Here is a 21,434-nt window from a genome sequence, read left to right as displayed (position 1 = left end):
GCGCCGAGTCACGCAATAAAAAACCAGCACTAGGCTGGCGACATAATTGCGCCTGTTAAATAGCGGGGTTCCAATCCCGGCATTGGATTTTGCCAATGCCCGAATAGTATCGCCCCGCCTAGGCGCATTTGTCAATTTACTTATCAGTTAACTGATTAAGGACATGAGCGCAAAAATGCGCTCATGTCCTTAATCTGGCATATAAACAAGATAACTTATTGATTTTGCATGTTACACCAAAAATGGTTTGACGCAATCAATCCAATCCCCATGAGTTTACAACCTATTTTGCGGTGGTCGAGTGTTTTCGATCACAGCCGTTTTGCTGCACTTAAATGAGGCTAACTAATGAGCTTTAATGATCAAGAAGTCAATCTAACCATCCAAGGTAAAGATCTGTTTTCGGCTGAGGCCAAAAAATCTGAGCAAGCATTGCAAGAGTTGGGGCGTGAGAGCGAAAGGCTCAATGAGCAACTGGATGATTTAAAGCAACAACAAGAAGCCATCCGTGCCATTGACGAGCTAACCACTGCGATTAGCCGCAACGAACAGGCATTTAGTGACAACAGTGTTGCCCTTGATCAATTAAAGCGTGAGCAAAAACAAGCGGCGACTGAGGTGAAAAACCTTGAAACCGCCCAGCGTGAAGCGGCGGCTTCTACCGCTAAGGTCGAAGCAGAGTATCAACAAACGGCTGCTCAGTTAGCGCAATATGATAGCCAAGTGGCGGCTACCCGTGCGGAAGTTGAGCGCTTAAGTGCTACCCAAGGTAAAGGTGCGCAGGCCACCCAAGCCCAAGCGCAGGCACTGTCAAAGGCAAAGGCCGATTTACAACAGCTTGAAACCACTCAACGGAGTACTGCTGCCAGTGCTGAAAAGCTTAGCAACGAACTCGAACAGGAGCGCCGCGGCCTTAATCAATTAAATACCGCCGTCGATGAGGCTAGCCGTAAAAAGGCGGACTATGCGCTTAAAGTAAAAACTGCCAGTAGTGATCTGACACAACTTGGTACGTCCATCAGCCGCAATAAGCAAGAACTCGGTAAGCAGCAAGCCGTGTTGCAAAAAGCTGGCGTGGATATGAGTAAGCTGGCTTATGCCAGCAAAGAGCTCAAAGAGAAACAAACGCAGGCAGAAACCGCCCTGAAAGGCGTAAACGATAAACTTGTTTTACATAATTCATTATTAGGTAAAAACAAGGCTGCTGCGGCTGCCGCTAATTTGCAAACCGCGCTGACTACTCAAGCGGTACAAACCTTAGCTAAGGCCTATGCTGCGTTGCTATCCGCTCAACAAGCAGTTGCTGCGGTAAAAACGGGTGTTGAAAACTACGGTGAGTTAGAAGCAGCGATTACCAAGGTGGAAAAAACCACAGGTAACGCCCGAGAGGAAGTGGTCAAAATGGCCGCTGAGCTTAAGGAACTGGGCGAAAAGGTTACCCCAACTAGCACCAGTGAATTACTACGCATGGCAGAAGTGGCGGGGCAATTGGGGACTAAATCTACTGAGGATATCCTTAATTTAGTTGCGGCTGCCGATGCGTTGGGGTTATCGACTAACTTAGCTGGTGACGAAGCGGCCACCATGTTGGCGCGTATTTTGGGGATGACTCGCGAAGGCATTCCGCAAATTCAAAATCTATCATCTTCAGTCGTGGCGCTCGGAAACGATTTTGCTGTGACTGAGGCAGATATTGTACAAATGACCAAAGAGTTAGTCTCTGGCACCCGCGAGATTAACTTAGGTAGTGCGGCTGCGGCTGCCTTGGGGGCGACCTTAGCCGAATTAGGCCAGCCTGCCGAGCGTTCGCGCACGGCAATCCAACAACTTGGCGCGGAGATCAATAACGCCAGCAAGAAAGGCGGAGACTCGCTTGAGAGCTTAAGCAAGATCACGGGTTTAACTGCTAAGCAGATTGAACAAGATCTTGGTGAAGCTCCTGAAAAGGTATTAGTTAAATTCCTTGAAGGGTTGCAGCGCGTTAAAGCTGAGGGTGGCTTAGTCTCTGATGCACTCAAAGCGATGGGGATCACTGGCACCGAGGCAACAGGTGTATTAACCGTGTTAGCCGATGGTACTGACCGCTTAAAAGTGGCTTTGAATTTAGCAAATCAGGCCTATGAAGCTGGCGATTACCATATGAAAGAAGCGGCCAAAGCCTATGCTGACCAAGAGTCAGCTATTGGCCGTTTAGAAAACAAGTTCCACAATCTAAGTAGTGAGATCGGCCAAGCGTTCTCTGATGAAACCGATGCAGCGATTCGTGCCGCTGGCGCCGCGCTAGATGCGGTGGATCAAGATGCGGTTGCATTAATGGAGCATTTGCCTGAAATCGGCCAAGGCTTTATAGATTTACTGGGAGATGTCGATAATTTTGCAACGGGTACTAGCAATGCCTTTGAAACACTTGATTTAAGTCTTGGGTTATTTGCAAGTGGCTTAAACGCTGTTCAAGTGATCGTGAACTCCATGACGCTTAAGTTAAGCGAACTAGATGTTAAGCAAAAGACCTTGTTAGCCATCGCCAGTAAATTGGCTGGTATTGAATATGTCACTGCAAAACAGGTTAATGACGCTAAACAACGTAGTGAAGAAATTAGAAATTCAATCACTCGTGATTTAAATGATATTACCACTCAAACAAAAAGGATGAATGGTGAATCCTCTATTGCTTATGAGGGTTTAGTCAAAACCGCTGCCAAATATCGTGGTTCAATTGAGCAATTATCCATTGCCCAACGTAACCAGCTAAACGATATTTTGTTATCGGGTAAATATAATGCTGATTTAAATAAAACCTACCGAGAATTAACCGCTGCTTTAGTTCGTGCTAATCGTGAATCTGAAATAGAAGCCGAATTAAAAAACAAGGTGTCTGAGGCCAGCAAGAAAAAGGCTGAGGCTGATGCAAAAGCGGCAGAAGGCTCGGCAGCGCTTGTTGCACTTCAAAAATCCATTAATGCGGAAAATGCTGACTATGCCACGATTCTTGCTAGAGTAACGGATCAACAATCCACACTTAATGAGATGTATAGCCAAGGCAAGCTGAGTGCCGATGAGTTTAAAATTGCCACCGCCGCTATAGCAAATAGCATTAAGGCTTATGCTGATGAAGTTGATAGCAGCAATAAAGCGCAAAAGTCTCAAACTGAGTTAACCGCCGAGTTCCTTGCTAAGCGTAAAGAACTGCAAGCTCAGTATGAGAAAGGTTTGATCACCGAGAAAGAACTGAGCTATGCCCAACAAGATTTGGCACGGGCTTATGATAAGTCGGTGGCGAGCGCTAATGCCTCTGTTGGTACGGCTGAGGTATTGTCCGATGCTCAATTAGCCCTACAAGAAAAAATCCTCACCACTGAAAAAGCTATCCGTGAACTGCAAAAAGCGGTTGAAGATGAAAACAAATCCAGTAGTGAACTGGCGATCACCAAAGCCAAGCTTGCCAAAGAGGAAGCCAATCTTGCCGACTTAAAACGCCAAGCCGCTGAACTGGCAAAGATTGAAAACGCCAACTATAGCGAACTGCTAATTATGCAGGCGCAATACCAAGTGCAGCTAGAAGCCTTGGAACGCAGCTTTAAAGCGGGTTTAGTAACTAAGCAAGAGTACGATAGTCAGTCTGAGGTACTTAAAGGCACCTTAGATGAACTCAACAGAGTGCTTGGTGACAACAGCAAAAAGACCGATGAAAACACCGAAGCGACTAAAGAAAATACCAAGGCAACCAAGGATAACACCGCCGCAGGGATTGAAAACGCTAAGGCCATTGTTGAGCAGTTAAGTTCGATTGATGAATTTCGTGGAAGTGCGGTTGCCACCCGAGAGGTGATGATCTCGCTTAACAAAGAGTACGATTATTCAAGCGCCAGCGTTGAGCAAATGACCGAAAGGTTGGCGCAGCTCGATAATCAAATTCAGGGTGCAGATCAAAAGCGTGAGCGCCGCGAAATTAATAACGCTATTCGTATGCGTGATTGGATTTCGCAAGTTGAAAGCGGCTCGCTCAGCTTGCAGGAACTTGGCCGCATTGCTGATTTAGCTAATAACTCTGTTGTCAGGTTATCCGATAATCAACTTGTACCGCTTAACAAAGCCATTGACGAAGCTCGGGCAAAGTTTCAAGCGTTAACAGATGAGATCAATCAAACCACGCTAGATATCCAAGATCGGCTCGATGCTGCTTTAGGTAACGGAACAGCCATTGCTGAACGTAAGTTTGCCAGCGAGTTAAAAGAAGTTGAAAGCTTGATTGAAACTGCTAAATCTTACGGGGATAGTCAGTTAATTGCCAAGTTGCAAAAGAGTCTTAGCGACTTAAAGCAAGCGCAAGATCTTGAACGCAAAACCAAACAAACCCAGCAAGAAGCCGATAAAGCCGCCAAGGCCAAAAGCGAAGCCGAGGCCAAGCAGCAAACCGTTGCCGCCGCTGCCAGTACCAAAGCGGTTACTCAAACCACGACAACCACCACAACTTCTAGTGCTAATGCCCCAGTGGGCAATAGCGCGGATACCATTGTGCTTAAGTTGCAAGTGGGTGGCACTACCTTTGATGCCCAAATGAAACGCAGCCTGGTGACTGAGTTGGTAGCGGAGATCAAGCGTTTGCAATCTATCGGCGGTTAGCCTGTAAGGGCGCCGCCTTCGTTATTTACCCCATATGCCAAGGTGACACATGACAACCGTTGATAGCATCGTCATCAGCGCCGATCTGCTGTGGCTGAATCGCAACAATCAAGTGCGCGTAGCAGCCAATATCAAGCGCGCTTTAAACGGTGCGCCACAGGTGCAACAAACCATTATTCCCGCTGGTCATGCCATGGAGCTAGGTACCAAATCCGGTTGGATTGCCCGCAGCGAGTTTGAGCAATTGCAGGCCCATGCTGCCAGCACCTTAACCGCATTCACCCTCGCTTATGAGGGTACCGATTACAACGTAGTTTGGGATAACACCCAAGGTGCGCCGATCACCGGCGAAGATGTTTTCGACGAAGTTGCCGGCTATCCGCAGCTGACTAATGTCACCCTCAAGTTTTTAACAGTGTAGGTACTTATGGCAACTTCTCCGACTCCAATTTCCCGCAATAGCTTAAAAATCTTCAAGCCTGAACTGTTAGGTTCAAGCAATGAAGCAGGCGGCCAGCGCACCAATAACGCTGTGCAATCCGGGCAGATTAACGAACTGTTTGATGCTATTTCAGATATCGACCATGCCCAATCGAGTATCGAAATTGCTAAGGCGTATCCTACGCTCTACACCGACGACACAGGCAAACTTAAACAGGCCCATTTGTTTTTCAGTGAGCCACCAGTCGATCCACTGGTAAACGTGTTTATGATTGAATCCCCCGCGCTGGATGACGAATCGCGCATGAGCGATATGAAGGAAATTATTGAATCCTCGGTTAATGCTGGGGAGTTAATCCGCGAAGGTGGCCCCGGTTTCCTCGTTAACCAAAACTCGTTTTCCTCAGATTATTTGCAGTCAATGTATCGCTTTAATGACCGTGACTATTGGAAAACCACTTATCTGCAGGTTGGCCAAGTGATCTGTATTACCGTGGAATACACCGGGGTAGAAAACGCCGATTGGCCACGCAAAACCCATTTTGCCAAAGTCACTAAAACCAGCATCGTTAATGGTTATGTGGGTACCGTGTCATTTGAGCCGCCGATCCCGTTCGCCACGCCATGGCCATCATTAAACATTAACGGCCAAACTAACTGCACTAAGCTACGTTTATCGAACACCGCCTCACCGCTTAAGTTTCACGGTGTCACTAAGTTAACGGCCGTGGCCAATGGCGTTAACTTAGCCGTGGGTACCACTCAGCTTTCATTGCTGCCAGCCATTACCACTATCCTGCCAAAACCCGGCAATACCATTGTGGGTGGTAGCGAAAACGGCGATGCCACGGTAAGCCAAGTTATCCGCAAAGTGATCAACCAGCCTGCGAGCGAAGGTACTTATAGTTATACCTTTACCACCCCTGACTTACTGACCGATGATAATGGCTTAGTGGCTGTTTCAACGGTACCAACAGCGAATATGGGCGGTTATACCAGCTATATTCAATCGGTGACGATTGGCACGGGCAATATCACGGTAACGCTATCCTCATCCGCAAGATTTGCCTATTCACCCCAAGTTAGCCTGTTTTATGTTTCTTCCTATAAGTACAGCATCTATTCAAATGCTGATCCTTTTCCGGCCAATAAGCAGCTTACCGTGGGTAGCCTTAAGGGCCGAGTGGTGTTTGATGATGCCAACTATGCGCCGCAAGATGTTTATGAGCACGTGAGCGCTGATGGTAATAGCGGCAAGTTGTATGACGGCACAGAACACCTGGCGACAATCGATTACTTAACGGGTGTGGTCACTCCACAAGTCGTCAGCCGTGGTACCTTCACCTTAACCTATTCGGGCTTGGTCGAATCCAGCGCGGCCGCAGCGGCGGGTGATACGGTTGCCAAGTTCACCTTGGCGGTACCCAATCCATTACTCGAGAGCTTTTATGTGCAGGTTGAGCGTGTATCAGACCGAGCGCTGATTAGCGCCTCAGCCGATGCTCAAGGTGTGGTAACAGGGGCAGGGGTGGAAGGCACTATCACCAATGGCATTGTCGAACTGACCTTTAGTGCGGCGGTGGATTTAATCACTCTGCGCTATGACATTAGCGACCAAGTACGGCAACTGCCACCGGCTGAGATTTACGGCCTTAATCCGCTGCGCATCCCTAACGATGGCATTGTTGATATGTTCCGCCAGTGGGGCACGATAGCGCTATCACACTCACAAGTGCAGCAAGTCACAGGCAATATTGGTACCGTCTATAATATTCGTGAAAACGCCACCTTTAGCGATATCACCGATGCCAATGGCGCCAGCCTATGGACAAGCGAAAACACCCATTACACAGTCAATAAGGCTGCTGGCACAGTCACCATTAACAGTGACTTTGCTGGGTTCGCTGCGCCATTTGTGCTAACCGATGTGATTAGCGAACTGGCGTTAGTCTCAAGCTTTACCTCAAGCAGCATAGTGCTGGCTAAGCAGTTATCCCGTGAATATCCCATTGGGGCCACCGTAGCGAGCGTGCAGATATTAGGGGATTTGCAGGCCCGTGTTGGCCAAGTGCGCGATATGACCGCATGGGCCAATAATTGGGACGTAGACGGCGCCACCGCCACGGGTAATTACAACTCTGTTGATTATCCAATCGAGGTAAAAAATAACACCGCCGTTAACGAAGATTGGGCGTTTATTATGACCAGCCCAACCGCGTTCCGCTGTGTTGGTCGCCGCCTAGGCCAAATTGGTTCAGGCGATATCCTTAACGACTTTGCCCCAATCAACCCCGTGACTAACACCCCGTACTTTATCCTCAGAAAAGGCGGTTGGGGTGGTGGCTGGCAAACGGGTGAGGTGCTGCGCTTTCCAACTTTTGCCGCCTCAAAACCTGTCATGCTGCTGCGTAATGTGCAGGTTGGCCATAGCCAAATCACCACAGATAAAGCCGTGTTGTCCTTCTTTGGTAACGAATCGTAATTAAGCTGATTTTAGGAGAGAGAAATGGGATTACCAGTAACCGATTATCGCTACACCGACCCCGGTGCGCCACAGCTAGTTAATGGCACCCCGTCAGAGTGGATTGCCATATTAAAAGCTTGCTTAATGAATGGTTATGGAACCAAGGCCCCACTTGGTTGGACGCTTGAGTTTGAAGATGCTGGCTCGCAAAAAGTTGCATTTAGAAATTCACTCGCTAATGGTGGTTCAGGTGGCTACTTTCAGTTTTGGTCTAGTACAGGCGCTAATGCGGCTAATACAACGTGCTTAATTCAGTGCGCTAAGGATATGAGTGCGCTAGACACATTTATAAAGCCAGTCAATTACCGAGGTTTATACCAAAATAGTACTTATCGCGGGTGGGAAATTATAGGAACAAGTAGGGGGTTTTATCTCATTCTACATAGAACTAATAATATGTTAATGAGCGATGGTACAAACACCTCAAGCTATCAATACTTTCAAGTCTATTTTATCGGAGATATTGAGTCATTTTATGCAAATGACCAGAGCATGTTTACGTTAGTCAGTGGTACTACAGGCGGAAATACTGCAAATAGCCTCGGTGTTTCACATAATGCTAAATATGCCTATTTTTATGACACTGATGCGGGAAGTGGTACTGTTAGAGAATATTCTACTATAGACCCTTTCACGGGTAATAATAACTCTACCATTTATACTGATAACGCCGAGTTGTCTGGTATACAACATATATTATCACCATTTTTACTTACGATTACTTACTCCACAACAGATAGAGATGGGGTTGTCTCTGCGTCGAGTTTAATATCCCCAATGGTGCGCGGAAAGATTCCGGGTATGTATTCTTCACAATTTATGGGGTATAGAAACGACTCTTGGCCTATTGATGTGTCAATGAATGGTGTTATGCATACACTGCTTAGAAGTAACTATGCCCCCCATATTTGGATAAATATGGAGCAATGGTATGACTAGGATCATTCAAATCATTGCCGCGAAAGATAGACCACTTAACCAAGCGTGTGTTGACGTTGTGGCTGCTAATGACGCAGAGCGAATTATCATCATGGATAGAGTCAGCGCAGAAGTTTTTCATAACTTTAGATTTCAAAGTAACAAAACAATGAAGTTTATTGTGCCATTACGCTTTGCTACTTCAAGTGACCTGCTGGTCGGCATACTCGATGATGACCGTTCTTTTAATGCTAAGTTTTTAGATGGTCGGCAAGCCGATTTGATTAACGGTAATCAGGTGAATATCCGCTCATGACCGCCATAGTTATCAACTTTGATACCCCGTGGATTGCCGCTGCTTCACCTATTGTTCTTAGCTTTACCGATGATCCCACGCCTGAAGTGCCAGAGGTACCCATTAGCGCGGGTACCATTGGCATAATGTGCGGCATTGGTATAGCTATTGGGCAGAGTGTCGCCCAGCAGTTAACCATAGCGAGTGCTACTGAAAGCCACGGCATAAGGTTGGTGCCACAATGGCAAGTTGATTATGTGAAACAACAGCTAACAGCCAAGTGGCAAGCAAAAGCATTACTCGGGGTGATAGTCTCTATAGGCTGGCGCTGGAATAACTTGGTGCTATGTAAAGCAGATCTGCTTTGGTTGGTACCAGATTCACATTCCGTGCAAGCTGCTAGCCTCTGGTTATCACCAGAGGCTGCGCAAACTATGGTTGAAATGCCATGGCGCCAACCTAAGGCCACTACGCAGTTTATTGCATTGGGAGATATGCAAGCTGGGTTAGCCGCAACAGAGATTAGGCTTCATCATTCAGATATTCGTGCCTCAGGCGATATGCGGGGCATTGCATGGGGGCCACACGCTGCGCGCTGGGTATGTTCGAGCAAGTACAACCCGCCAAAAGGCAAGATCACCTTTAACTTTAGTGAGCCTTGGGTAAATGCTTCAAGCCCTATTGTGCTCAACTTTACCCCTTCACCGAATGTTTGTTACTGGGACGATGGCGGCGGCCTGATAGGTACCAATCCAAGCTTGCCAAACATCGACTTTAAAATCCCTATTGAACCTCAGATCCGCAGGTATTACTTAATGCAGCCAACCCTTACATGCGTGCGCGTGTCAGACAATTTACCCATTGTGGTAAGTAACGTGAGCATTAGCCAAAGCCGTGGCCAGTGGGCTCGCGCGGTGAGCTTGGAGTTTTCAAGCCGTATCGATGCCGAGCGTGCTCACAATGAGCTATTGCTGATCACCATCAATGGCTATGAGTTTTACGCGATTGCAGAACAACCAAGTGCAAACAAAGTGTTTGGTACGGCGACCTATAACAGCACTGGCCGCTCTCGCGTGGCCGAGCTGGCCGCGCCTTATAAGTTGCCACTCAGTCACACCAACGCCACCGCCCGCAGCTTTGCGGGTTTACTGGGTGACTTGCTGCAAAATACGGGCTGGACTATCGAGCTTAACGGCATCCCAGATTTTACCATTCCAGCGGGTGCCTTTAGCGTGGGCAATAAATCGCCGATCGAAGCAGTAGCCGAGGCGGTGGGGCAATTGGGCTGCATGATCTTAACCGATGATGCGACCAACAAGCTGACAATCGTGCCGCGCTGGCCAACGGCGCCGTGGGCAATGGCCGCTGCAGTGCCTGATCTAGCATTGCACGATGCGGTGATCACTAGCTATAGCGATTCAGTTAGCCGCAATCCATTGTGTAACGTGGTGTGGCTGCGTGGCGAACAGCAGGGCATTGATGCAAAAGTGAAGCGCGCAGGCAGCGCGGGTAATATCCCCACCGCAGATATCATTGCCCAGCTGATTGTCGATAACCAAGCTGCTCGTGTAGCCGGCACTAATGCATTGGCAGAAACTGGCGATAAGTTGAGTGTGAATCTCTCGATGCCCGTGATGGCCGATTTACCACCTGCAACACCTGGTATGTTGTTGGGGGTCACCATTAACGGCGAGGTGTTTAAAGGCGTGTGCGATAGCTGGTCAATCCGCGCGACCGTAAGCGAACGCGGCGATATCGATATCGAGCAAAGCGTTACATTGGTTTGCCCACTCGAGTAAGGATTGCTCTTAAGGAGAGTTATGCTTAAACAACTTCAATCAGCATTCGTGTTGCCACGGCAGATCATGCTGGTGTCTGCCGTCAATGCCGATGGTACCGTTACCGCCAGCAGCTCGAGCGGCCACACTATCCGCGCCATTGGTAGCGCCAGTGTTGGCGAGCATATCTATGTGCAAGATGGCAGGGTGCTAGGGACTGCACCCGATTTGCCATTTGTGGAGATAGAGATTTAAGGCACTCTACCTATCTGATCCTTAAAATGACAATACAGAAGTATAAATACCTCTGTATTGTCATTGTGTTGCTTACGTCACTACAGTTTTTTAGTAGTCAGGCTGATGACCACTTCCCCAATTCCATGTACATTTTTGGGTAGTATCACGTTTGATTCTCAAGAAATGTTTTCCTGAAAGATGAACTTCAGCAATGTTGTTAGACCAAGTAACGTTGCCGGGTTCAAAGCAGCGATATGGCATTGGATCAGGTGTTAATGATTGTTGATATAGGGTCACTTCAATATACTGTTTATCCAGCAATCCTGAGAGTGATTCTTTGATAAATTGTCCTACGTCAATGTTGTTAACGATATATTTATTAGGCTGGACAATCTGATCCAGTCCTAAAATTTTAGTATCACTATTTTGAACAGATAATAATGTCTGCGTGATGAATTGAGTTATACTAACTGAGATCATATATTCTGCAATTTCATCAATAGTCAACATTTCTAATGGGCCAAGGAATGGACCAAAGTTGCTATCAACATCAACAGATTTAGCGGCAGAGAACTGTGGGTTATCAATTACGCCAGTAATTAAGTTATAATCACCAGACACAACGATATTACTCATGTTAAGTTTTGCTTTTACATCTAGATACCAACTCTTTTCTGCTTTGGCGACGATATTAAGATTTGGGATGGTTACTTTGACTTCTATACCACCATTACTTTTACCTGTCAGCTTGAATTTGATTGGGGCAGAATAAGTAGCCTGAACACTTCTTAAATGAATACCCAACCTTTCAACTAACTTGCTTATTTCTGGTATTAACTTAGCTGTGGTTTCTTGCTGAAGTTTGAGATAAATATTGTTTATGTCGGAGTGCGTAATGTTTAATTTGTTACTCACGACACTGCCATTGATAACGATGGGAGATGTATAGTTTGCATTTCCTGCAATACTCAGATCATAATTTTTTGAAATTATCTCAGCATCCCATTTGTACTCTTCAGAGTTAGCAGAAAAAGTACTTAGACATAGTGACGCTATTAAAACAGAAAAACTTTTTTTCATATTTACACCTTCTAATATCCATATTATTGACGTAAGCGTGATGAGGCTACTATATTGAATGTTGTTATACAATGGTGTTGATTATGTTTTGTAGTTGTAACTCGGCCTATTACTTTTCATTTGAAGTTTTATGGTGCGCAATATGGTTTGTATGTTATTGATGAGTAAGGTGGTTAATTAAATTTTTGGTGAGGAGTTATCCTTGATTTTGAATAACGTAAAGAATGTAATAATTTATATGGTGAGCTGTCCTGTTTATTATTTTTGAATTTTATCATTCAAAAGTTGTAATGAATTTAACACTCATATTTACAGATAGATACTTTATGTATATGCCTTATTTGCTTTTCTTGGCAGTTTTCAATTATTGATTATCGTCAATTCCTATTCAAAATTCGCTTTTACATGTATTGGTTAAACTGTTCTACACTTCAACTGTACCCATTAGACACGGAGGTCCTATGTTGATAGTGCAGAGATACGAATACCAATCAATCATGTTGCAAAACATCTATGATGAGAACGGCAATCACCTACCAGATATCAAAATCACCACACTTCCTGGCTCTCGGTTAGGAGTGCTCGCAGCCAGTAGCGTCAAGATCTTACGTGAAGAGCTATATGATGAAGAGCTAATGCGAGCACGTTTTTCTGAATGAGTCGCTTGCCAGCCGTATGATTGCTGCTAAAATCACTGTATGTTTAAACAGTGGTTTTAGTTATGCGTATTATACCAATCTATGCAAGTGCGGGACTTACGGGGTTCGAGAGTCCCGCCGAAGAATATCGCCAGCTGGGTTTGAGTCTAGACCAGCTCCTGATTTTGCATCCCAATGCGACCTTTATGGGGTTTGCTCGAGGGGATTCAATGCAAGGGGTTGGCATTCATTTTGGTGATTTGTTGATAGTCGATCGCCATGAAACGGCCCGTGATGGTGATGTTATTGTTGCCAATTATAACGGTGAGTTTGTGTGTAAAATTATCGATAAAACTCGCCGCTTACTGCTATCAGCAAACGAGCAGTTTCAACCTAAACCCATTCATGATTATGACTCATTCAACATTGAGGGTGTTGTTGTAAGTTCGATTCGTTTTCACCGCCAAAATCCAACACTCACGAATTTAAAATGTATGCTCTAGTTGATGCCAATAGTTTTTATTGCAGCGCTGAGCAGGTGTTTCGACCTGACTGGCGCGGCAAGCCGATCATAGTCCTGAGCAATAATGACGGCTGTATTGTGGCGGCTAATCGTCAGGCCAAGGAGTTGGGGATCCCCAAGTTTGCACCTTACTTTGAATTTAAGGACCAGTGCCAAAAGTTGGGGGTGATTGCTTGCTCAAGTAATTATGAGCTCTATGCCGATCTCTCCACTAAGATGATGGGGATTATCGGCCGCTATGCGCCTGAGCAGCATGTGTATTCCATTGATGAGAGCTTTTTATCTTTTAAAAATTGCCCTGCAATTAAGTCGCTACATGACCAAGGGCAGTTAATCCGCCGTGCGGTATGGAAAGAAGCCCGCTTACCCGTCTGTGTGGGCATTGGTGCTACCTTAACGCTGGCAAAACTGGCTAACCACGCGGCCAAAAAATTACCCGGTTATAAAGGCGTTTGCGTGATAGACAATGAGCCAGACCGACTTGCTATTTTAAAGTCGGTAGAAGTGGGCGAGGTGTGGGGGATTGGCCGCCGCATCAGCAAAAAACTCGCGCTAATGGACATTAATACCGCTTATGATCTGGCAAGTATGCCGGCAGGACTCGCCCGCAAACAATTTAGTATCGAGATTGAGCGCACCGTAAGAGAACTGAATGGCCAAGCCTGTAAGCAATGGGACGAGGCAAGGGCAGATAAAAAGCAGATATTCTCGACTCGCAGTGTTGGTGAGCGCATCACCGATTATGAACAGCTTCATCAGGCCTTAAGCAAGCATATTGGCATTGCTGCCGCTAAAGCCAGAAAGCAAGGCTCGTTATGTAAAACCATGCTGCTGTTCGCCAATAATTCCCCTTATGATGAGGAACCTACAGGGGCCAAGACATTAGTAAATTTCCCCTGTGCTACTAATTGCAGCGCTGAGCTCACTCGCGCGATGAGCACCGCTGCCCCTAAATTGTTTCGGCAAGGGGTACGCTATTATAAAATCGGTGTGGGCTTGTTAGATTTAGTCAGCGAAAAACACCATCAGTTTGATTTATTCAATGCACCGACCGCCAACCCTCAGTTGATGCAGGCCCTCGATAGCATCAACCATCGCTTTGGCACCGATACATTATTTCTCGCTGCCCAAGGTATCAACCAAAAGTGGGCCATGCGCCGCGAACTGCTCACTCCGCAATACACCACCAATTGGGCATGTTTACCGCATTTTAAGTGCTAAATCTTTCGAGAATGGGCATGTACAAAATTGGTATTTCAAAAGCAGGATCAAATTAGAATTACTAAGAATATGTAGATGTAGAAAACAGGGGACAAACCATTTGTAAGCCTTTGAAAACAAAGAGTGCAGAAAACGCAAACTAGGTTGACATCAGGTATTTTTCTAGGTTGATTTTTACAAGATATTTTGATTTAAATACTTTAATATCAGATATATAGGTAGTTTTTAAAATCAATCATGGGGTGTCAGGGGTCGGAGGTTCGAATCCTCTCATACCGACCAAATTCATAAACAATAAAGCCTGCAATCTTAATTAGTTGCGGGCTTTTTTGTGTCTGTGATTTAGCATTAAAGTGATGTCTTTACGTTTTGTAATGGGGAATACAACCGAGTTATTAATAACTTAGGGAGTTTTCATTGGTATGGCTTATGGCAATCAATGGTATGTCAAATAGCGAACGGTTGCCTCGCTAATCACCACGGCTCACCTTTTTAGAACGGCGTAATCTGTAGATTTTAAAGAGGATATGTCTCTTGCTTTGGTTTATAGGTGTGCCATGGCATTTGTTCGACGACACGCTGCAAGTCCTTCTTTGGATGCAGGGTCGCCCCGTCTGATGTAAATGGATTCACAAATGCCGCGATGACATGGATGCCAAAGAGCGGCCATGGGGCAGACGGTCGTCTTACTAATCACCACAGCTTACCTGTTTAGCATCGGTATAGCCTGTAGGTCTAAAGAAATGCTAAGCAGTTTTTGGACAAAAGCGTGTTAGAACTTCAACTGAATCAGGTGAATTTCGGATAAAAATTTCTATGGGTTAACACTTTGCTAATGGACTGCCACAGTGAAGCGTAGGCAGTCCCGTGGAAGTCGCGCTTTTGGTGGTGGAGCGAAATTAAGCAACTTGTTATATTAGCCCTTTACTGTTTAACACAACGACTTGCTCAAATGTGGCAAACATTTTTAGCAAGACTTGTTCATCAGGGAAATCTGAGCATCCCAAATTATGGGCTACTGTTAACTCCATCTCTTGAAGTTGAACACCGATAGATACTGTCGGATGGTCTGTTTCATATGAACCACACTTGAATGTTGCACTCTCAGAGTTGGATTTTCCGAAATATCCAATTCGAGACAATTTGAGAAAGTTATTGTTATCAACCAAGTTGATTAAACTTTGGAATGTTCCGGCCTCAAGAGCGCCCCTATATGCCCCCATTTTGTTTACGTGTGCCCGGCCAATAAACACAAAGTTATCATCAGGAAAAATATAAAAATCATAGACTGGACAAGTGCCGTAACAAGCTCCACGGCTAAAGGATACAACTTGTGCTTTGGTCGGAGAGTCTGCCACCATCCTCTCTATTTGGGGCTGCCATTGTTCTGCATCAAAACACCCAAACAATAGAGTCAAAACTACTAAATAGATTACTTTTTTGATGATAGGTCTCCGATGGTGATTGGTTAATATAACTCCCTGCTCACGCGCGGCTTTGTAGAGAATGCGAAGCCGCAACTGAAAAGTCGTTGCAATGCCTGCGATTATTAAGAGCTGAAGTACGCACGAGCCTTCTTATTAATAAAGAGGTAGCTGATGATTGCACATGATAGTACAACCTCAAACAGCGCTAGTACTAGCTGCTGCCATACAAGGTAGGGCGCAACCAGCACAGAGACTAGAATTAGAGTATAAAGTTGCCGTGAATATTGCCAGCGCTTAAGAATTAGCAAACCGACAGCTGGCATAGCTAGGCCTACAGCTGCTGTAGGCAAACCTAACCCTCTTGACCAGAGTTCGGCTGATTCCATTACCTCACCATTAACAATTATCGGCATATCAGGGATTACAACAGCCAAAAAGAAAATGAAGCAGACCAAGGCATGCGCAGTTATGAATTTTAGCAACGTCGGCATTTCTAGGAATGTTTGGAACATGATTGGCCTCTTAATGCTTTAAACAGCGGAAAACACGAGTTCAGCGAATGGTTTTCCGCTGATGTAACTTATTAGTCTTAAAGTCAATACCCGTTAACAACAACCTTCAATACCATAGCCCCCAAAGTCTTATCTTCTGAGAGATCAACTACCACTTCACTGCCACGCTCATCTGTACCATGTGAAAAATAAAGTGAGACGTTCTCTAACTGGATTCCCGAAGCAAATTGCGTTTCCGGTGATAGGCATGAAACAACTCGCATCGCGTTTTTCCCCGCAAACTCAACAGAAGCAGAATCCATCAACACCTTGCAAGCAAATGAGGCTGGTTCGTAGCCTTGGTATTCACAGCGCTTTGCTGATAAGACAGGTTCAGAATAACCTTTAAAGTTGCTTCCCCAAGCAGTGAGGAACTTAATTTCATGTATTTCACCAGGTTTGATTGATTCAACAAAAGTATTGATAGGCTTGCAAAATGGATCATTGTTGCCCGATGCCTTTGCTGGACACATGAAAGCAGCTAATAAAATAATGAATGATGTACGAGATATATCCATACGGTGCCTAACGCTCGCCTAAACGGCGAGAAACCTGTTGCGAATCCAGCGGCAGCAGGCCTCGATGTTTAAGGCGCTTGTTATGCGTAACTTAATCACACTTATCAAGGTTGTTCCCACTTATCCAATCCTGAACCAAACCAGTTGTTTTAGACCAGTTACTGGACATACCATAAGCTTCAACAAAAGCTGGACATTTATCCTGAGAACTTACATCAACTATAATTTGGTAAAATCTATTCCAATTTACATGGGCAACTGAAGCTAATGTAATTGAATTACTATCAGCTTCAATTTTTTCGATAAACGTATCGCTTGTACCACCATAAATATCTTGCTTACCATGCGCGAAGCATTTTTTTACTTGCCTCTCAATTAACTCAACAGTTTCATTAAATGGCTTATTTGAGCAAAAACTGCTTTTAGCTTTACCTGCGGCCCTCAGTTCATCCACTGACTTAGGGACAGATGCACAACCTGAAAGAAACATTAATGATATTAAGACAAAACTAGATTTCATTTCCAATCCTTGAATTACGGATAACGCCCAAATATAGGGCTGTTAAAGCTTGGCTAAAATTGTGTAGCGAAGCGGACCCGAGCCAAGCTTTAACAGTCCTGCATTATTTGTTTGTTAGGTACTCATTTCACCCAGCATATATTCAAACGTTTTTTCCGCTTCGCAACTGTATATTGCAATGAATTCTTGAGCAGCTTTTTTATAGTTGTAAGTCGGGAAAAAGCTCCCCTTAACAAACCTGAACCAATAATCTTGATTTTGTTTGTTCTTTAAGTGCCTAGATAAAGAACCCAAACGACGAGAAGCTAGTATTTTCTGTTTAGACATGGGAAGTTTTAAAAACTGGTTATTAGGTTCCAACAAACTTAAGTTTACGGCGAAAGAGCCACCGTATTTATTAAACTGAAAGTCAAGTGTTTGATACAAGCCTTTTGTTTCTCTACTAAAAATTGGAATGCTTCCTTTAAAACCTTGCCCCCTTAGATAATCAGTGACAGCAAGTTTTAGTTCTTCTTTCATTACTTGATTCGTTTCTGCTATTTTGAGGGAATAAAACAAACTCATCCTGAGTACCTAACGTCTTAGTATTGCTGCCTTGTGCTGTTTGTTGGGCACACTCAATGTTGGACTTGGCCGCTGCTAAATCCGTCTAATTTGAAATCAAGAATGATTTTTCATCCATTAGTGCTAGGTACTCTGTATCATTACTAAAATTTAGTCAACTGGACTTCTTAAATTGGACAGGTTCTGACGTCCGTAACTCCGAATGGGGCAGTCAATAGGTATTTAGCTGCACGAATAGTTATACAGTAAGTTAGGATTGGCATTGTTGCTATCTCATCACAAGTCTTACACCAATCATAAATGGACTAACTTTCTTTGTATTGTTAGGTCGCATCACAGACTTGATTTCTACCTGCGCGCTTGGCTTGCATCATGGCCTGATCGGCATTATTGAACAGGGTTTCCAAGAGGGATTGTGCCTCATCGGGATGATTGATTTGGGGCAAGATTAAGGATGATATACCAAAGCTTGCGGTGCAGTGGATGATGTGGCCGTTAAGCTGTAGTGGCTGCGTATCAAACCCGTGGCGAATCGACTCTGCGACTTGCCATGCTTGTTCATGGTGAGTGTTGGGTAAAATCAGCCCAAATTCTTCACCGCCGAGACGGGCGAGGATATCGTGCGGTCTAAGCTTTGCTTGCGTTAATCTTGCGATATGGATAAGCGCCGCATCTCCCATAGCATGGCCCCAGCGGTCGTTAATCCGCTTAAAGTGATCAATATCGAACATGATAAAGGCCAGTGGTTGTGCTGTTTGCTGCGCACTTTGGCGACCGAGATTGAAAAAAGCACGACGATTATAGAGTTGGGTCAGTTCATCAGTGTCGGCAAGACGTTCGGCCGTGGATTTTGCCTCTATTAGCGCTTGCTCCATTTGTTTGCGTTCGGTGATATCGGTGGCGATTTCGATTCTAACTAATCGGCCATCGGTCCAATGAATGGCTTGATCGCGACATTGGTACCAACGGCCATTTTGGGTATTTTGAAACTCCCATACATGGACGCCTGCAGGATTTCCCTTTTCATCCAATAGTTTAGGGTTAGTACAAAATTGACAAGGCGAGTGTTGTGCCGATTGCAGCACTTGATAGCACTTTTTACCTTTTGCCTCACCCCAAACCGATACACCGTAGTCATTGAGATAGAGTAAATCATAGGTATCTAAATCAGAGACATATACCAGCGCATCGAGACTATTTAAAATAGTATCAATGGCTTGACTATGGTTGGTATCGGAACCCGTTTCGGCGTGTTGTGGGGCAATTTTTGTCATTGTTCGCAGCCGTGCAATTAAAGGGAGTACTAACAACATGGAGTACTATTTATAGATGCTAATATAACCTATAAATATAAATCTGTCCGATATTCAATTAATTATGTTGTTCTAAAATCGCTAGATTTCTATTACTAGGCATTCACTTTGCCGTTTAACGCCTTTCGCCGCAGCATTTTTACCTGTCGGTTTAGGTTAAATTTGACTTTTTAAGTAATCGATGGCCGTTTGTGCTCGGCGGGACAAAGGCCACTCGGCTCTGTGGATCAGCCAAATGGTATCCACGACTTGGCTGCCACACTCAACCACATAGATTTCCTCTTGTCGTTCAAAGGCTTTGCGGGCGTAGCGTGGGATCACGGTAAAGCCGAGTCCCTTGGCGACGGGTTCGAGGATTAAGCTGATCTGATTGATAAAACCTTTACAGGGGATCTCTTGAATGCCAGGACTCCCCGGATATTTGCGACTCAATAAACGGGTGGCCATGGCTTCGCCATCGGGGTGGGAGATAAATCCGAGGCGCTGCAAATCTTGCCAACTGGTAATTTTCTGCCCCGCAGGCACAACCAACTCGAGGGGTTCTTCGGTAAAATGGCTGCTGCAAATACTGGGATCCGACGGCTTAAACGTCACCATCCCCAGCTCATGTTGATTGGCGAGAATGGCGGAGAGGATTTCATTATCGGGGGCAAAACGATGATGAATTTTTAGCTGCGAAAACGCCGTTTGTAGCTGCAAAAGCAACGGGTAGAGCGTTAAGCCAATACTGCCAGGCGTGATAAGACTAATTTCGCCAATATGGGCATCGTCTTGAATGAGTTTTTGCTGTAATCGTTTCTCGGCGCAGTCTATATCGTTGACGTAACTCAATAAATGCACACCAATGGGAGTGATTTCGAGTTGGCGGCTACGGCGCAAAAAGAGAGTGCCGTATTGTTCTTCTAAGCGACTGATATGCTGGCTGACTGCGGCTTGGGTGATACCTATGGCTTCGGCCGTGCGGGTAAAGTTTCCCTTTTCCACTAACACTGCAAAGGTATTGAGCCATTGTGGATTTATCATAACGAAATCTTATAGAACCTATAATATGGTGATACTTTTAATTATGGCACGTTCGTTTTAGTCTGTCCTCATCTAGTTAACCCATGGTTAGGACTGTCAGATGACCCAGCTATTTTCTCCTTTCAGATTAAAAGATATCACGCTTAAAAACCGCATTGCCGTGGCACCTATGTGTCAGTATCAGGCTCACGACGGGCTGAGTAACGATTGGCATCAAGTGCATTATACTAGCCTAGCTCGCGGCGGCGCAGGCTTAGTGGTGGTTGAGGCGACCGCCGTATCGCCAGAGGGGCGGATCACTCCGCGCTGCTTAGGATTGTGGAACGAAGAACAAGCGGCAGGCTTAGCCAACATCGCCTCGGCGATTAAAGGGGCTGGCGCGGTGGCGGGGATCCAAATCGCCCATGCTGGCCGCAAAGCCAGTGCCAACATTCCTTGGGAAGGGGATGACCATATTGAAGGGGAGCAAGGCTGGCAAACGCTGTCGCCATCGGCCGTGGCATTTGGCGCTAACCTTGGCAAAGTACCGACAGCCATGACAATTGATGATATTCAACGTGTGAAAGCCGATTTCGTGGCGGCGGCCAAGCGGGCGCTTGAGGCTGGGTTTGAATGGTTAGAGCTGCACTTTGCCCACGGCTATTTAGCGCAAAGCTTCTTCTCTACCTATGCCAACCAACGTACCGATGAATACGGTGGTGATGCACAAGGGCGAGGCCGTTTTCTTATCGAGACGGTTGAGGCGGTGAGGGCGGTTTGGCCTGAACATTTGCCGTTAACGGCGCGCTTTGGTGTGATTGAATTTGATGATAAAGACGAGCAAACCCTGAGTGAATCCATCGCCTTGGTGAAGCAATTTAAGCGCGCAGGCCTCGATATGCTTAACGTCAGTATTTGTTTTTCAACACCCACGGCCAACATTCCTTGGCGCCCGGCCTTTTTGGCGCCTATTGCCGAGCGAGTGCGTCGTGAAGTGGGTTTCCCGGTGGCAACGTCATGGGGCATGGATAATCCTCACCACGCAGAGCAAGCGATTCAAGATCAGCAAATGGATTTAGTCATGATAGGTAAAGCATTTTTGGCTAACCCTCACTGGCCTTATCAAGCGGCACAAACCTTAAAGGTCTCGCGTCCATCTTGGGTGTTACCTTCCTCTTACGCCCATTGGTTAGAGCGTTATTCCACCGTGAAAGCGGAATCATCCATAGATTGAGCTAGTTCTTAGCCAAATAAAAAGCCC

18 protein-coding genes are annotated in these 21,434 nt (G+C 45.6%); 10 read left to right on the top strand and 8 right to left on the bottom strand.

From position 1 onward, the window contains the following. Positions 1-348: 348 nt before the first annotated feature. Genes K0H60_RS12015 through K0H60_RS11985 form a run of 7 tightly spaced genes read left to right on the top strand, consistent with a single transcriptional unit; the run spans position 349 to position 10,834 of the window. Positions 349-4,623, top strand: a complete 4,275-nt coding sequence (locus tag K0H60_RS12015) for a phage tail tape measure protein (protein WP_220055869.1) — start codon at positions 349-351, stop codon at positions 4,621-4,623. A 49-nt stretch (positions 4,624-4,672) separates the two neighbouring features. Further along, a complete protein-coding gene (locus K0H60_RS12010) occupies positions 4,673-5,044 on the top strand; it encodes a hypothetical protein (protein ID WP_220055868.1) in 372 nt (123 codons plus the stop codon). Between the two features lie 6 nt (positions 5,045-5,050). Then, on the top strand, positions 5,051-7,546 hold the full coding sequence (locus K0H60_RS12005; protein ID WP_220055867.1) for a hypothetical protein: 2,496 nt from the start codon (positions 5,051-5,053) through the stop codon (positions 7,544-7,546). Between the two features lie 24 nt (positions 7,547-7,570). Beyond that, positions 7,571-8,527, top strand: coding sequence for a hypothetical protein (locus K0H60_RS12000; RefSeq protein ID WP_220055866.1), 957 nt, complete (start codon positions 7,571-7,573; stop codon positions 8,525-8,527). Then, positions 8,520-8,822, top strand: coding sequence for a hypothetical protein (locus K0H60_RS11995; RefSeq protein ID WP_220055865.1), 303 nt, complete (start codon positions 8,520-8,522; stop codon positions 8,820-8,822). The genes K0H60_RS12000 and K0H60_RS11995 overlap by 8 nt, the downstream gene beginning before the upstream one ends. Then, positions 8,819-10,600 (top strand): hypothetical protein, encoded by a 1,782-nt coding sequence (locus K0H60_RS11990; RefSeq protein ID WP_220055864.1) that lies wholly within the window; start codon positions 8,819-8,821, stop codon positions 10,598-10,600. Before K0H60_RS11995 ends, K0H60_RS11990 begins: the two co-directional genes overlap by 4 nt. Before the next feature lie 21 nt (positions 10,601-10,621). Next, a complete protein-coding gene (locus tag K0H60_RS11985) occupies positions 10,622-10,834 on the top strand; it encodes a hypothetical protein (RefSeq protein ID WP_220055863.1) in 213 nt (70 codons plus the stop codon). Positions 10,835-10,924: 90 nt separating this feature from the next. On the opposite strand, the gene K0H60_RS11980 is transcribed toward K0H60_RS11985, so the two are convergent. Then, complete coding sequence (locus K0H60_RS11980) at positions 10,925-11,896, bottom strand: hypothetical protein (protein ID WP_220055862.1); 972 nt, start codon at positions 11,894-11,896, stop codon at positions 10,925-10,927. A gap of 721 nt (positions 11,897-12,617) precedes the next feature. Here K0H60_RS11980 and K0H60_RS11970 point away from each other — a divergent pair. Together K0H60_RS11970 and K0H60_RS11965 are read left to right on the top strand one after the other, a co-directional pair. After that, a complete protein-coding gene (locus K0H60_RS11970; RefSeq protein ID WP_220055860.1) occupies positions 12,618-13,037 on the top strand; it encodes a LexA family protein in 420 nt (139 codons plus the stop codon). Continuing rightward, entirely contained in the window at positions 13,025-14,278 is a 1,254-nt protein-coding gene (locus K0H60_RS11965; protein ID WP_220055859.1) for a Y-family DNA polymerase, read from the top strand. The genes K0H60_RS11970 and K0H60_RS11965 overlap by 13 nt, the downstream gene beginning before the upstream one ends. 911 nt (positions 14,279-15,189) lie before the next feature. Here K0H60_RS11965 and K0H60_RS11960 read toward each other — a convergent pair. The 7 genes from K0H60_RS11960 to K0H60_RS11930 form a co-directional block, all read right to left on the bottom strand. Then, positions 15,190-15,798, bottom strand: a complete 609-nt coding sequence (locus K0H60_RS11960; RefSeq protein WP_220055858.1) for a DUF6438 domain-containing protein — start codon at positions 15,796-15,798, stop codon at positions 15,190-15,192. Between the two features lie 29 nt (positions 15,799-15,827). Next, positions 15,828-16,217 carry a hypothetical protein gene (locus tag K0H60_RS11955; protein WP_220055857.1) on the bottom strand — a complete coding sequence of 130 codons (390 nt, stop codon included), beginning with the start codon at positions 16,215-16,217 and terminating at the stop codon, positions 15,828-15,830. Positions 16,218-16,300: 83 nt separating this feature from the next. After that, entirely contained in the window at positions 16,301-16,774 is a 474-nt protein-coding gene (locus tag K0H60_RS11950) for a hypothetical protein (protein ID WP_220055856.1), read from the bottom strand. Positions 16,775-16,865: 91 nt separating this feature from the next. Beyond that, on the bottom strand, positions 16,866-17,294 hold the full coding sequence (locus K0H60_RS11945; protein ID WP_220055855.1) for a hypothetical protein: 429 nt from the start codon (positions 17,292-17,294) through the stop codon (positions 16,866-16,868). 114 nt (positions 17,295-17,408) lie between these two features. Further along, entirely contained in the window at positions 17,409-17,813 is a 405-nt protein-coding gene (locus tag K0H60_RS11940; protein WP_220055854.1) for a DUF4304 domain-containing protein, read from the bottom strand. A gap of 368 nt (positions 17,814-18,181) precedes the next feature. Beyond that, positions 18,182-19,132, bottom strand: a complete 951-nt coding sequence (locus K0H60_RS11935) for a GGDEF domain-containing protein (RefSeq protein ID WP_220055853.1) — start codon at positions 19,130-19,132, stop codon at positions 18,182-18,184. Positions 19,133-19,327: 195 nt separating this feature from the next. Continuing rightward, positions 19,328-20,194, bottom strand: coding sequence for a LysR family transcriptional regulator (locus tag K0H60_RS11930; RefSeq protein WP_220055852.1), 867 nt, complete (start codon positions 20,192-20,194; stop codon positions 19,328-19,330). A gap of 100 nt (positions 20,195-20,294) precedes the next feature. On the opposite strand from K0H60_RS11930, the gene K0H60_RS11925 reads away from it, so the two are divergent. After that, positions 20,295-21,407 carry an NADH:flavin oxidoreductase/NADH oxidase gene (locus tag K0H60_RS11925; protein WP_220055851.1) on the top strand — a complete coding sequence of 371 codons (1,113 nt, stop codon included), beginning with the start codon at positions 20,295-20,297 and terminating at the stop codon, positions 21,405-21,407. The last annotated feature ends 27 nt before the right edge of the window (positions 21,408-21,434 follow it).

The organism is Shewanella mangrovisoli, from assembly GCF_019457635.1.
Taxonomy (GTDB): Bacteria; Pseudomonadota; Gammaproteobacteria; order Enterobacterales; family Shewanellaceae; genus Shewanella; species Shewanella mangrovisoli.
This window is presented reverse-complemented; position numbering and strand designations above follow the sequence as displayed.

What these genes read in the sequence shown, in the direction of transcription:
- K0H60_RS12015 (WP_220055869.1), top strand. Translation starts at nt 349, where the DNA reads ATGAGCTTTAATGATCAAGAAGTCAATCTAACCATCCAAGGTAAAGAT.
- K0H60_RS12010 (WP_220055868.1), top strand. Translation starts at nt 4,673, where the DNA reads ATGACAACCGTTGATAGCATCGTCATCAGCGCCGATCTGCTGTGGCTG.
- K0H60_RS12005 (WP_220055867.1), top strand. Translation starts at nt 5,051, where the DNA reads ATGGCAACTTCTCCGACTCCAATTTCCCGCAATAGCTTAAAAATCTTC.
- K0H60_RS12000 (WP_220055866.1), top strand. Translation starts at nt 7,571, where the DNA reads ATGGGATTACCAGTAACCGATTATCGCTACACCGACCCCGGTGCGCCA.
- K0H60_RS11995 (WP_220055865.1), top strand. Translation starts at nt 8,520, where the DNA reads ATGACTAGGATCATTCAAATCATTGCCGCGAAAGATAGACCACTTAAC.
- K0H60_RS11990 (WP_220055864.1), top strand. Translation starts at nt 8,819, where the DNA reads ATGACCGCCATAGTTATCAACTTTGATACCCCGTGGATTGCCGCTGCT.
- K0H60_RS11985 (WP_220055863.1), top strand. Translation starts at nt 10,622, where the DNA reads ATGCTTAAACAACTTCAATCAGCATTCGTGTTGCCACGGCAGATCATG.
- K0H60_RS11980 (WP_220055862.1), bottom strand. Translation starts at nt 11,896, where the DNA reads ATGAAAAAAAGTTTTTCTGTTTTAATAGCGTCACTATGTCTAAGTACT.
- K0H60_RS11970 (WP_220055860.1), top strand. Translation starts at nt 12,618, where the DNA reads ATGCGTATTATACCAATCTATGCAAGTGCGGGACTTACGGGGTTCGAG.
- K0H60_RS11965 (WP_220055859.1), top strand. Translation starts at nt 13,025, where the DNA reads ATGTATGCTCTAGTTGATGCCAATAGTTTTTATTGCAGCGCTGAGCAG.
- K0H60_RS11955 (WP_220055857.1), bottom strand. Translation starts at nt 16,217, where the DNA reads ATGTTCCAAACATTCCTAGAAATGCCGACGTTGCTAAAATTCATAACT.
- K0H60_RS11950 (WP_220055856.1), bottom strand. Translation starts at nt 16,774, where the DNA reads ATGGATATATCTCGTACATCATTCATTATTTTATTAGCTGCTTTCATG.
- K0H60_RS11945 (WP_220055855.1), bottom strand. Translation starts at nt 17,294, where the DNA reads ATGAAATCTAGTTTTGTCTTAATATCATTAATGTTTCTTTCAGGTTGT.
- K0H60_RS11940 (WP_220055854.1), bottom strand. Translation starts at nt 17,813, where the DNA reads ATGAAAGAAGAACTAAAACTTGCTGTCACTGATTATCTAAGGGGGCAA.
- K0H60_RS11935 (WP_220055853.1), bottom strand. Translation starts at nt 19,132, where the DNA reads ATGACAAAAATTGCCCCACAACACGCCGAAACGGGTTCCGATACCAAC.
- K0H60_RS11930 (WP_220055852.1), bottom strand. Translation starts at nt 20,194, where the DNA reads ATGATAAATCCACAATGGCTCAATACCTTTGCAGTGTTAGTGGAAAAG.
- K0H60_RS11925 (WP_220055851.1), top strand. Translation starts at nt 20,295, where the DNA reads ATGACCCAGCTATTTTCTCCTTTCAGATTAAAAGATATCACGCTTAAA.